The organism is Pedobacter sp. A2324 (assembly GCF_059693705.1).
This window is the reverse complement of record NZ_JCASSK010000005.1, coordinates 217715-230583: the sequence shown is the minus strand read 5'-3', so window position 1 is coordinate 230583 and position 12869 is coordinate 217715. Positions and strand designations below refer to the sequence as shown.

The following is a 12869-nucleotide window of genomic DNA, read 5'->3' as shown; positions in this document are numbered from 1 at the left end:
AATTAAATTATTTTTTCGTTTCCCTCTCAGTTCCAAGAAACATACCACCACATAAAACACTGAAAGACAACATTTTACATCAGTTTTACGAATTTTGATTAACCATATATCGTTGATTTACGAAAACCAATCTTTTTTCCAGGCCAATGATTTCAACTAAATCAATAAAATATTAACGAGATTATTAAAGCCTCTTGAACAAGAGTAACACAATATATAAAGTTGATAAACAATAGCTTGCACTAAATATTAGCGAAATTTCGTTACCTTTTTTAGATGAATTAAGCCACTTTTAAATTCATAAAGCTTATTTTAGCCGGATGGAAAGAAGTAGCAACTTGTTTGAAGTTCAAAACCTGGAGAATGCTGACCTGCAACATCACAAGGATTCTAATAAAGAAAATGCACTTCTCAACAAAAAACTGGCGCAAAAAGAAAAGGAAAATGCAGTACTCCTTTCACTGAGTAACTCAATTGCTTCCATTAGGAATAAGCTTGATCTTTTTGAAGTCATCGACCAAAAACTCAAAAAGTTGTTTGACTTCGACGACTTTGTCATCTGCCTCATCAATGATGACCAGGAGACACATAGCGCCTTTATTTACAATCAAAAGGAAGATTTCCTCAAAACGGCCGGCATTCCACCCCAGTCATCAAAAAAATACACGCTTGATGATGGGATGTGCAGGGCCATGATTGCAGCAGAACAACCTGTTGTTTTCAATGTTGAAGAAGTTTTAACCTGGAACGATGCCCCTGCCTGGCTGACTTTCTGGCACAATAAGGGCATCAGGGAAATGATCGGCCTTAAAATGATTGATGCAAAAGGTTGCATCGGTTTCTTTTATTTATATTCCAAAAACATAAGCTCCATCTCCAATATCTATTTCGATTTGCTTTATGGCATTTCACTGCAGATATCAATCGCCATATCAAACATCATCGCCAATGAAAAGATAGAACGGCAGCTTAATGAAATCAATGAATACAAACAGAAACTGGAAGATGAAAAAAGTTACCTTCAGGAAGAAATTCAGCATAAATATAACTACGATGAAATTATCGGACAAAGCCAGTCGCTTAAGGGAGTGTTTAACCTGATTGATCATGTAGCCCCTTCAGACAGTACCGTACTCATTTCAGGTGAAACCGGTACAGGAAAGGAACTTATTGCCCGAGCCATTCACGAGTCCTCTCCAAGACGTGATCAGCTGATGGTAAAGATCAATTGCGCAGCACTCCCGCTCAGTTTGGCTGAAAGCGAACTCTTTGGTCATGAAAAAGGAAGTTTTACCGGCGCAACTGAGCGCCGGATTGGCAAATTTGAACTGGCACATAAAGGAACGCTCTTTCTGGATGAAATCGGCGAGTTGCCTTTAGAACTTCAGGTTAAACTACTTAGGGCATTACAGGAAAAGGAAATCGAACGGATTGGTGGTAAAGGCGTAATTAAAATCAATGTTCGGATTGTAGCAGCAACCAATAGAAATTTATTGAAAGAGGTGGAAAAAGGGAACTTCAGGGCAGATTTATACTACAGGCTGAATGTTTTTCCAGTTTCGCTCCCGCCGCTAAGGGATCGACTGGAAGATGTACCCTACTTAGCAACTCATTTTATTGAGCGCATTGCCAGAAAAACCGGACGGCAGGTGAAAGCGATTTCAAAGAGTGCTTTAAATAAACTATTGATCTATCCGTGGCCGGGAAACATCCGTGAGCTGGAACACCTGATTGAGCGAAGCATATTGTTATCATCAGGACCTGTTTTGAAAGAAATCCATCTCCCGAAAATCGACCGCAAAGAAACTACAGGTAAAGGGGAAGAACAAAAAATCAAAACCATTCACGAAAACGAGCGCGACCATATTCTATCGATCCTAAAACGCTGTAACGGCAAAATCTCGGGAATGGGCGGTGCTGCCGAAATTTTAAACATACCCGCAACAACCCTCAATTCGAAAATTAAAAAATTTAAAATTACAAGGGAGCATATCCTGAACAAGTAAATCGCTAATGATGATATTTAACCTGTTTTCAGTAAATGCCCACTTAATGCAACGCTTCAACAAAATACGAACCTGTCTGGCGCTTGCTGGTTTGATGATACTGAGTAACAATGTCACCTCGGCCACAACACCTATCAGCTTTAGCCAGAGAGATACCCTCCGACAGTTAAATGCACGCTTATCGGCATCAAACCCCGACACCAACCGTGTAAAATGCCTGCTTAATCTTGCCTCCTATTTTATTAAACAGGACGTTGATAAGCCTGCAAGTTTAGCGAAGGCCTCAGTATCCCTGCATCAGGCATTAGTCCTAAGCAGGAAAATTAAATCGGCTGAAAGTGAATACCACACCCTCATGATGTATGGTAGGTTTTATGATGCCCAACATTTAAGAAATAAACAAACCGTTGTTTATGAACGCGCGATAAAACTGGCGAAAACAATAGGCAACAAACACTACGAAGCGAATGGCTGGTACGCCTATTATGTAAACATTCCTGATACGGTGTCCGATTACAGGAACAAAACTTTTTACAACCGGGCAGCTATGGCCTACCAGTTATACAAGGAAGTTGGGTCCGGATTTAAGGAAAAATACCTGGAAGCAACACTACTGCGTTCAATGGCCGATTTCCATCTGGAGGAAGAAAAATTCGACCTCGCGATAACAGAACTTTTTGAAGTTATTTACCTTGATAAGAAACACAAACTGCCAGACCTGCCAATGGCATACGATTTACTATCGGCTGTGTATGAAAGAAAAGGAGAACTGAGCAACGCTCTAAATTATGCCCTGTTGAGCGTAAAGACAGCTCAAGCGAATGGCGAGGAGGTGCTCGATACCTATTTAAACAGGGTGGGTTCCGCGTACGAATCCATGGGCAAAGCCAAAGAAAGCATTTTTTGGTATAGCAAAACGCTTTATGGATCAGATAAAAAAGATCCATACCGTTTCATCACTGCCTGGGCGATTTCCAACCAGCTGATCAAACTGAACCAGCCAGACCATGCACTCACATTGCTAAAAAAAATCTGGCGTGAAGTCGATAATGCTACAACTGGTCATGAGTATTTTATGTATCTCGGGTTTGGAGAATGTTATACTGCATTAAAAAAATATGACTTAGCCAAACAATACTTTAATAAACTGCTTGCAAGACACGAATTAAACGACTATTATAATACGTTCCAAACCTCATTGTTTTTTTCCTTAAGCGAATTTTATTTCGCTCAAAATAAGTATCAGCTGGCATTAAAGTTCGCCAGAATGGCAAAAGAAAATCAGATCAGTATGACCCTCCCGCGCCAGATCCGCCTGAATGAGGTCCTTTACAAAATTAACCTGTCTATGCACAATCCGGCAGAGGCAATCATCCGACTGCAAACTTTCCATAAACTCAGGGATTCTATGCTAAGTCAGGATAACCTGAGCACAATCGAAAGGTTACAAATTGAATTCCAGGCTTCGCAAAAGGAGAATGAAAATGAAATCCTGAGAAAAAAATCACAACTACAAAGCCAGGAACTAAACCGCATTCAGCTGATTAAGAATGTAACTATCGCCGGGCTTGCTTTTTTAACCCTTGTGCTGATTTTGATATATGGCCGGTTCAGGTTGAAAAAGAAACTTCATGATACGCTCGTAAAGAAAAAAGACGAGATAGACCTCGCATACGGGCAACTGGAAGTACTTGTGCAACAAAAAAACAAACTGATTGAGGATAAAGAAGGCCTGCTAAAAGAAGTGCATCACCGGGTAAAAAACAACCTGCAACTCACCATGAGCCTGCTAAATAGCCAGAGCTATTACCTGGAAGATCTGGCAGCAATCGAAGCCATTAAGGAAAGTCAGCACCGCTTAAAAAGCATCGCGTTAATCCATCAGAAACTTTATCAGACGGATACGGTAGCGACAATCAATATCCGCCCCTATGTGATTGAATTAGTGGAATATTTAAAAGAAAGCCTCACCGGAAGTAAAAAAATTAACTTCGAAATAGAGATGATCAACCTCGAACTGGATATCTCTAAAGCCGTGCCACTTGGTTTGATAATTAATGAGGCCATTACCAATATATTTAAATATGCCTTTCCTTTAGTGCAATCTGGCAAAATAGAAATCACACTGAAAGAGATCAACCCAGACCAGTATCACCTGGTTATAAAAGACAATGGCATTGGCCTGCCTCCTGATTTCGATCCCGGGCAAAGCCACACCCTCGGGCTAACTTTAATGATGGGCCTGGCTACACAGATTGACGGTGTTTTTAAAATGGAAAACAACGATGGTGTTTTAATCAGTTTAATCTTCAGAAATACATCCGCAGATTTAAACACATTGAATGATTAATAAAAGATGACTGAAAAGATTTTAATTGTTGAAGATGAGTTCATTGTTGCTCACGATTTGCAAATGATTTTACAACATGCCGGCTATCTAGTGGCAGGAGTAGCCAGTTCTGTAAAGAATGCCCGTGAGATACTTGACAAACAGGAGGTTGATCTGGTACTTTTAGACATTTATCTGAAAGGCAGATTAACAGGAATTGATCTGGCCCATCACCTGATGGAAAGGGAAATTCCCTTTATCTACATCTCTGCAAACTCCAACGAAAAAGTGATGGATGCAGCAAAATTAACCAGCCCTTATGGTTTTATAGTAAAGCCGTATCGCGAGCGCGATGTTTTATTAAGCATAGACATTGCAAGGTACCGGAAAGAACACAGTAATCAAATGAAGCGGAGCACCAGCAGACTTCAACCTTCCAATAGCCATAAACAAAATGACAATCCTGTTGTTGCCAACAATGACTTCGAAAATATTATTGGTACAAGCACGGCATTGCTGAATGTATTAGATAAAATAAAGATTGTAGCACCAACGGATACATCGGTATTGATTACCGGGGAAAGTGGTACAGGAAAAGAAGAAGTGGCCAGAAGCCTTCACCGTTTGTCGCCCAGAAAAGCCAGGCCTATGGTTGCTGTGAATTGTGCTGCTCTACCGCACGACCTGATTGAATCTATTTTGTTCGGACATGAAAAAGGTGCATTCACCGGAGCCATCACCACCCGGATTGGAAAGTTTGAAGAAGCTAACGGAGGGACCATATTTCTGGATGAAATTGGTGAAATGCCCTTCGATCTTCAGGCAAAATTACTCCGTGTGCTGCAGGAGAAAGAAATAGAGCGCATTGGCGGCAAATGCCCTATTGCTGTCGACCTCAGAATAATTGCAGCCACTAATCTCCATCTCGAGAAAGAAATTGCAAAAGGAAAATTCAGACTAGATCTTTTTTACCGCCTCAATGTTTTCCCGATTCATGTTCCATCGCTTAATGAGCGTAAATCAGACATCCCCTTGCTTGCAAGGTATTTTGTTCAGAAGCATGAAAAAGCCTTAAACAAAAGCATCACTGAAATCCCTGCTGAATTTATTGATCGTTTAATGCAATACAACTGGCCCGGAAATATCAGAGAGCTGGAACACCTGATTCTGCGAAATGTGCTCCTTTCCACTAGCGGAAAACTGGATTCAAACCAATTAGAAATAGGTTTGATTAATGATTTACCACCAGCATCTACTGCAATAAAATCGATCAGCGACAACGAAAAAGACCATATTATCAGGGTATTGGAACTATGTAAAGGGAAAGTTGCAGGAAGCGGAGGAGCGGCTGAGCTTTTGGGCATACCGGCCACTACACTGAACTCTAAAATTAAAAAACTGGAGATCAAACGATCCTGACATTTAGTAAATTGACGATATATCATCATTTTAAAAAACGCATTAAATCAATAAAATACTAGCCAACAACAACTTAACTATTGGTATTTTTATTGTGATTACCGAACCACATCAAAGCGCTCAATCAGTTTGCGATTATTACTGGTTTAAATTACGCTCGCCAAAAAGAAAAATGAAACAGAAAATCTTAATCGTAGAGGACGAATTTATTGTAGCAAATGATCTTCGGATTATGCTCGAAAAGGCAGGTTATAAAGTTTGCGGAATCGCCCCTTCAGTGGTCAAAGCACTGGAACTGATCGGCACCAAAGAACCCGACTGGATTTTGCTCGATATTTTTCTGCAGGGCGACAAAACTGGAATCGACCTGGCCGGGCAGCTCACTGAAATGGGTATTCCCTTTATTTACATTTCGGCAAATACCAATCAGGGGATACTGGAAGCCGCAAAAGCGACCTTGCCATACGGCTTTCTGGTAAAGCCTTTTCGTGAAAAAGACCTGATGGTGATGCTCGACATCGCACAATACCGCCACGAACAAAACCTAAAATATAACCAACATGCGGAGCCGTCAATTCACAAACAAATCGAGCATATCGCAGAAAAGCAGGAATCAATTGCTGAACGCCTGAAGCAGGTAAGCGCTGCTATATACCCTGTAGTACCCTTCGATTTCCTTTGGATCACAAAATCTATCCCGAAAACATCCGCCAAAGATGTAAATATCGCACGGATGGCGGATGGAAAATTCAATGTACTCAACCATGAGGCCCTATTGAAAGAAACCGGCGTTTCTATGCGCGACTTTAAGCTTTGGAATGCATCGGCAGTGAGCCATAATGGGAAGGCAATTTATAATGGATACGATTTCCGTAAACTGAGAATGGAAAGTCCGTGGACACAAACCCTCTCCGATCATTTTAAATTGGAGTCTGCACTGATTACTGAAGTGGAAAGGTCGGGAGAAATATTCCAGTTCATTTTTTTTAACCACCTCACCGACCTCTATACCAAAGTTCATACAGGAATTTTAAATCAGTTTAATAAAAGCCTTGAACTGGTACTAGACGATATTATATATAGTAAAGAGGTTTTAACCCCATCAGCTCCGCCGGAATTGATCAGCCTGGAAAAGCCTGTGGTTAGAAGAGCGCTAAGCGAAACCCCAAACGATTTTCATGGCATCATCGGCAACAGCGCGCTATTACACTCCGCTTTTAAAAAAATGGAATTGGTATCGCCCGATGATACCTCTGTGTTAATTTTAGGTGAAAGTGGTACCGGAAAAGAAAAGATCGCGCACACCATCCACCAGTTATCCCCACGAAAAAATAAACCTCTGGTCACCGTAAACTGTGCCGCATTACCGCTCACGTTGATAGAATCCGAACTTTTCGGACATGAAAAGGGCTCGTTTACAGGCGCAAATGAAAAACGCATCGGTAAATTCGAGCAAGCCGATGGCGGATCAATATTTCTGGATGAGATTGGCGAACTGCCACTGGAAGCCCAGGTAAAATTATTAAGAGTGCTTCAGGAGAAGGAAATCGAGCGTTTAGGGGGCAACTACACCAAAAAAATAAATGTCAGAATCATCACCGCAACCAACCGGAATCTCGAAAAGGAAGTCGCTGAAGGCAGATTCCGTCTCGACCTGTATTACCGCCTTAACGTTTTTCCTATAGAACTTCCGGCTTTGAGAGAACGAAAGGAAGATATCCCTGCCTTGGCGGCATATTTTATCGACAAGTACCGTAAGTCAGGATCGTCCGCGGTGAGTGGAATTTCAGTAGATGTTTTAAAGGAATTACAGGGTTACGACTGGCCGGGAAATATCCGCGAACTGGAGCACCTGATCGAAAGGACTATGCTTTTAACTGAGGGAGAAACCATCAATAATATTGAGCTTCCTGTCACGGCCTCCGCCACAAGGTTCTCCGGAGAAGATCAATCTAAAATCAGGACAATGGAAGAAATGGAACGCGCGCATATATTAACGATCCTGAAAATGTGCAAAGGTAAAATCTTTGGTCCTGGCGGCGCTGCCGAAATCCTGAACATTCCTTCAACTACCTTAAACTCCAAAATTAAAAAGCTGGGGATCAAATTTGAATTCGTGAAGTAAGTTAGACATTTTCAAAACGTAAATTAACGATATACAGCCACAAATTAAACACAAATAAACACACCATAAACTCATTATCAGATACTTACATAAATGGCTCACAAATTGAATTAAACAAACTGTTAAAATATACGAAGCTCAGATCAGGCGACCTCTCCTACAACAACAAATGATTTGAAGGCTGTTATAAACATTTAATTTTTTAATCTAATAACAAAAGCTATGAGTACTATTAAAGTAAAAGACGGAACCGAAATCTATTACAAAGACTGGGGAACAGGACAACCAATTGTGTTTCATCATGGATGGCCATTGTCGGGAGACGACTGGGATACACAAATGATGTTTTTCCTTCAACAGGGGTACCGCGTAATTGCGCACGACAGACGTGGACACGGACGTTCAGGACAAAGCGCTAATGGCAATGACATGGATACCTATGTAGCCGATATTGCAGAATTGACTGCGGCACTTGATTTGAAAGATGCCATTCACATCGGCCACTCCACTGGTGGCGGTGAAGTGATCCGTTACGTTGCAAAGCATGGTGAAGGACGCGTGGCAAAGGCAATCTTAATCAGCGCCGTAACGCCGATTATGGTTCAAAATGAAAGCAATCCGGAAGGCGTTCCCATGTCAATTTTCGATGAGATTCGCCAGGGAACCGGTTTTACAAGAGCACAATATTTTTATGATTTCCCTGTTGCCTTTTATGGATGGAACCGTGAGGGCAAGAAAGTGCAGGAAGGCATTAAACACAACTGGTGGCGCCAGGGAATGATGGGGTCTGTGTTGGCACATTATGCCGGAATTAAAGCCTTTTCAGAATCTGATTTTACTGAAGATTTAAAAAGTGTAAACATTCCGGTTCTGGTAATGCACGGGGAAGACGACCAGATTGTTCCGTTTAACCAGGCACCACGCGCAGCTAAACTCCTGCCAAACGGTAAGCTGATCTCATACCCTGGCTTCCCACATGGTATGCCAACAACTGAAGCAGAAACGATTAATAAAGATATTCTCGAATTCATTAAATCATAATGATTCAGTATTAAGCTAAACAGGCCCGGCACCGCTCCGGGCCTGTTTTGTTTTTCCGCATAGTCAAATAAACCGGCAGGCCATATATTTCCCCCCTGATAAAACTTATACCTGATTTTAAATGTTAGCAACATAACAAGGCACAACTAACAAGCCATTTTATGCTAACAGAAACGCAGGACCTAAAGCAAACGTCATCCGGCAGCCATACGATTGACTTAACTATAAACGGGAAACATACCACACTATCCATTGAGCCCTGGGTAAGCCTTCTGGATTGTCTCCGCGATCACCTCAATTTAACCGGTACTAAAAAAGGATGTGACCATGGACAGTGTGGCGCATGCACAGTGTTGTGCGACGGAAAGAGAGTATTGAGCTGCCTTACGCTCGCTGTAATGAAAAATGGTGCTGATATTACCAGCGTGGAAGGCATTGCTAACGGAGAGGAACTCCATCCCATTCAACAGGCCTTCATCGATCACGATGCATTTCAGTGTGGCTATTGTACTCCCGGACAAATCTGCAGCGCAATTGGCCTGCTTAAGGAAGGCAAAGCAAATTCAAGAGCAGAAGTGAAAGAACTGATGAGCGGAAACCTTTGCCGTTGCGGCGCAAACGTGGGAATCATTGACGCCATTATGCAGGTTAAAGACGGAGGCAGCTATGAATAATTTCGGGTATAAACAAGCTTCAAACATTGACGATGCGGTGACCCTGGTAACCGCCAGTGAAAAGACCTCATTTATTGCAGGGGGAACGAACCTGATCGACTTATGGAAATACAACATTACCAACCCTGCGGAACTCATAGACATCAATCACCTCAACGAACTTTCAAATATTGAGCAGCTGGAGAACGGCAGATTGAGGCTTGGTGCTGGCGTAAAAAATGCCGATACTGCCTATCACCCGATCGTGGAGCAGAAATATCCGCTGCTTTCAAAAGCGATTCTTGCGGGAGCATCTGCGCAAATCAGAAACATGGCTACCAACGGTGGAAACCTGTTGCAGCGCACGCGTTGTTACTATTTTTATGATCCCGAAGTGCCATGCAACAAACGCAATCCGGGTTCCGGATGTCCGGCAAAAGACGGCTATAACCGCATGCACGCCATTCTCGGAACCAGTGAGCAATGCATCGCCGTTTTTCCTTCCGATATGTGTGTAGCACTGGCTGCACTCGATGCAGTGGTAAATGTTAGCGGGCCAGAAGGTGCCCGCTCAATACCGTTTAAGGAATTTCACCGCCTGCCGGGAGACAGACCCGATCTGGATAATAACCTGAAAAAAAATGAGCTCATCACCTCAATCGATCTGCCTGAAAAGGGCTTTGAAGGAAATTACTCCTATCTGAAACTTCGTGACCGCCACTCTTATGCATTTGCACTGGTTTCGGTTGCTACAGCTTTTACCCTTGATGGGTCAATCATCAGCGATGCCAGAATTGCACTGGGCGGGGTAGCGCATCAGCCCTGGAGATCATTTGAAGCTGAACAGTTTCTGGAAGGCAAAACCGCTTCTGAAGAAAACTTCGCCCTTGCGGCCGATCTGATTTTAAAGGGAGCAAAAGGTTTTGGCGATAACGACTTCAAAATTAAACTCGCTAAAAAAGCGGTCATACGAAACTGCCTGATGGCGCTTCGTCCTGAAACACAACTTCCGGGTGCACAACCCGCTGCATAATTGAACAAAATATAACACTGGAATGGACTTGAATAAAACTGTTGGTAAACCAATAAGCCGCTTAGAAGGAAAGTTAAAAGTAACAGGTGCAGCAAAATATGCGGCAGAGTATCAGGCCGACAATTTACTTCATGGTTACGTGGTTAACAGCCCCGTTACCAAAGGAAAAATTATTAACATCGACATCTCAGGAGCCATGGCCATTCCGGGGGTCATTCAGGTACTTTCACATGAAAACCGTCCAAAGCTGGCCTGGTTCGATTTACAATATACCGACATGGATGCCCCTCCAGGCACGGTGTTCAAGCCATTACATGATGAAAACATCCTGTACAACGGTCAGCCGATTGCGCTGGTTGTAGCTGAAGATTTCGAAACCGCAAGGTATGCATCAACCCAGATCCGGTTTGAATTTGAAGAGAAAAACTTTCAAACCAGCCTCGACCAGAACATTGGCGAGGCCAGGGCTGCAAAAAAAGGTTTCGCAACTGCATTAAAACCACCCCCACCGCCGCCAACCGGTGATTTCGATGAGGCTTTCGCTAATGCTGCTGTTAAGGTAGAGGCTGAATTTCACCATGGCACAGAACACCATAACCCCATCGAACTTTTCGCTACAACAACGGTGTATGAAGGTCCGGGGAAACTCACCATATATGATAAAACACAGGGCACCATTAACAATCAGCTTTACATAGCCAACATATTCGGACTTCGCTACAAAAACGTCAGGGTTTTGGCTCCATTCGTTGGGGGCGCTTTTGGCTCAGGGCTTCGCCCGCAGTATCAGTTATTTCTTTGCGTAATGGCTGCATTGCATCTGGAACGTAATGTGCGCGTGGTGTTGGATAGAAAGCAGATGTTTTCTTTTAGTCACCGCCCACCTGCTATACAAACCCTCCGCTTTGCCAGCGATATTAATGGCCGCTTGACTGCCCTTGGTCACCGGGTACTTGCTGAAACCTCAAATTTTGAAGATTATACAGAACCTACAGCTTCCTGGAGCCACAGGCTATATCCGGCGCCAAATACACTGTTTGAACAGAAAGTAGTGCCGCTGGATGTTTATACGCCGATGGATATGCGCGCCCCTGGTGGCAGCACTGCGCTGCACGCCATAGAGTGCACCATGGATGAGCTATCCTACAAACTTAAAATTGATCCGCTGGAGCTTCGGCTGATTAACTATTCGGATATGGACCCCTCCAGTAAAAAACCATATACCAGCAAGGCTTTAAGGGCTTGTTACCTGGAGGCAGCCGAAAGATTTGGGTGGGACAAACGCAGTCCTGAACCCGCAAACATGACCCGTGGTAACAAACTGGTAGGATATGGAATGGCTACCGGAATATGGGATGCCTTTCAGTTTCCAGCCCGCGTGGAGGCCATGATCACGAATGATGGTAAACTTGTGCTGAACAACGCGACGACAGATATCGGAACAGGAACGCTCACGGTAATGACGCAGATTGCAGCAGATGAACTGGGGCTATCTATCGAAGAAGTAGATTTTCAATATGGCGACAGCAAAAAGCCTTTTTCCATGTTTCAGGGTGGTTCAGCAATTACTTCATCCACAGGAGTAGCCATTGTCATTGCAGCTAAAGCACTGCGTAAAAAACTTTTGAAGAAAGCTGGTGAAATTCCCCATTCCCCTTTTCATAAAATTGCAGAGGAAGAGGTATTTTTTGCCGCTGGACAGCTATGCCTGAAAAGCGACCCCGGAATCTTTATCACTTTAAAAGATATCATCGCTTTCAACAACGGTCGCCCGATTAAAACCACCAACATGGGTAAACCGCACATGCTTAAACTTAGAAAATACAGTCTCGCAACCCACAGCGCTTCGTTTGTGGAAGTAGAAGTAGACAAGGATTTAGGCGTAGTAACCGTAACCCGTGCAGTTACTGCTGTTGCCGCAGGAAAAATCATCAACCCCAAAACAGCAAAAAGCCAGATCTTAGGCTCAATGGTTTGGGGAATCAGCAAAGCATTGCACGAAGAAACCATTATGGATACCAACCTTGGTAAATACATCAATACCAATCTCGGGGAGTACCACATCCCTGTTCATGCAGACATTGGCGAACTTGATGTGATTTTTGCTGAAGAGCAGGATGAGTTGATCAATGAAATTGGTACTAAAGGTGTTGGAGAAATTGGATTGGTAGGCATGCCGGCCGCCATTTCCAATGCTATTTTCCATGCAACGGGAAAACGCATTTATAAACTGCCCATCCATTTTGATGAACTGATCGGTTAA

At 43.0% G+C, this 12869-nt stretch carries 8 protein-coding genes; all 8 read left to right on the top strand.

Translation table 11 applies throughout. The features are described from left to right. The first annotated feature begins 320 nt into the window (after positions 1-320). The 8 genes from AC570I_RS16135 to AC570I_RS16100 all read left to right on the top strand — a co-directional run bounded on the left by AC570I_RS16135 (position 321) and on the right by AC570I_RS16100 (position 12869). Complete coding sequence (locus AC570I_RS16135; protein WP_497406280.1) at positions 321-2006, top strand: sigma-54 interaction domain-containing protein; 1686 nt, start codon at positions 321-323, stop codon at positions 2004-2006. A 7-nt stretch (positions 2007-2013) separates the two neighbouring features. Then, positions 2014-4356 (top strand): tetratricopeptide repeat-containing sensor histidine kinase, encoded by a 2343-nt coding sequence (locus AC570I_RS16130; RefSeq protein ID WP_497406279.1) that lies wholly within the window; start codon positions 2014-2016, stop codon positions 4354-4356. Between the two features lie 6 nt (positions 4357-4362). Next, on the top strand, positions 4363-5754 hold the full coding sequence (locus tag AC570I_RS16125; RefSeq protein WP_497406278.1) for a sigma-54-dependent transcriptional regulator: 1392 nt from the start codon (positions 4363-4365) through the stop codon (positions 5752-5754). Positions 5755-5926: 172 nt separating this feature from the next. Then, positions 5927-7879, top strand: coding sequence for a sigma 54-interacting transcriptional regulator (locus tag AC570I_RS16120; protein WP_497406277.1), 1953 nt, complete (start codon positions 5927-5929; stop codon positions 7877-7879). A 222-nt stretch (positions 7880-8101) separates the two neighbouring features. Next, on the top strand, positions 8102-8920 hold the full coding sequence (locus AC570I_RS16115; protein WP_047800605.1) for an alpha/beta fold hydrolase: 819 nt from the start codon (positions 8102-8104) through the stop codon (positions 8918-8920). 161 nt (positions 8921-9081) lie between these two features. After that, positions 9082-9594: a (2Fe-2S)-binding protein gene (locus AC570I_RS16110; RefSeq protein WP_497406276.1), complete on the top strand. Its 513-nt coding sequence runs from the start codon at positions 9082-9084 to the stop codon at positions 9592-9594. Then, positions 9587-10606, top strand: a complete 1020-nt coding sequence (locus AC570I_RS16105) for an FAD binding domain-containing protein (RefSeq protein WP_497406275.1) — start codon at positions 9587-9589, stop codon at positions 10604-10606. The genes AC570I_RS16110 and AC570I_RS16105 overlap by 8 nt, the downstream gene beginning before the upstream one ends. 22 nt (positions 10607-10628) lie before the next feature. After that, complete coding sequence (locus tag AC570I_RS16100; RefSeq protein WP_497406274.1) at positions 10629-12869, top strand: xanthine dehydrogenase family protein molybdopterin-binding subunit; 2241 nt, start codon at positions 10629-10631, stop codon at positions 12867-12869.

What these genes read in the sequence shown, in the direction of transcription:
- AC570I_RS16100 (WP_497406274.1), top strand. Translation starts at nt 10,629, where the DNA reads ATGGACTTGAATAAAACTGTTGGTAAACCAATAAGCCGCTTAGAAGGA.
- AC570I_RS16130 (WP_497406279.1), top strand. Translation starts at nt 2,014, where the DNA reads ATGATGATATTTAACCTGTTTTCAGTAAATGCCCACTTAATGCAACGC.
- AC570I_RS16110 (WP_497406276.1), top strand. Translation starts at nt 9,082, where the DNA reads ATGCTAACAGAAACGCAGGACCTAAAGCAAACGTCATCCGGCAGCCAT.
- AC570I_RS16105 (WP_497406275.1), top strand. Translation starts at nt 9,587, where the DNA reads ATGAATAATTTCGGGTATAAACAAGCTTCAAACATTGACGATGCGGTG.
- AC570I_RS16125 (WP_497406278.1), top strand. Translation starts at nt 4,363, where the DNA reads ATGACTGAAAAGATTTTAATTGTTGAAGATGAGTTCATTGTTGCTCAC.
- AC570I_RS16120 (WP_497406277.1), top strand. Translation starts at nt 5,927, where the DNA reads ATGAAACAGAAAATCTTAATCGTAGAGGACGAATTTATTGTAGCAAAT.
- AC570I_RS16115 (WP_047800605.1), top strand. Translation starts at nt 8,102, where the DNA reads ATGAGTACTATTAAAGTAAAAGACGGAACCGAAATCTATTACAAAGAC.
- AC570I_RS16135 (WP_497406280.1), top strand. Translation starts at nt 321, where the DNA reads ATGGAAAGAAGTAGCAACTTGTTTGAAGTTCAAAACCTGGAGAATGCT.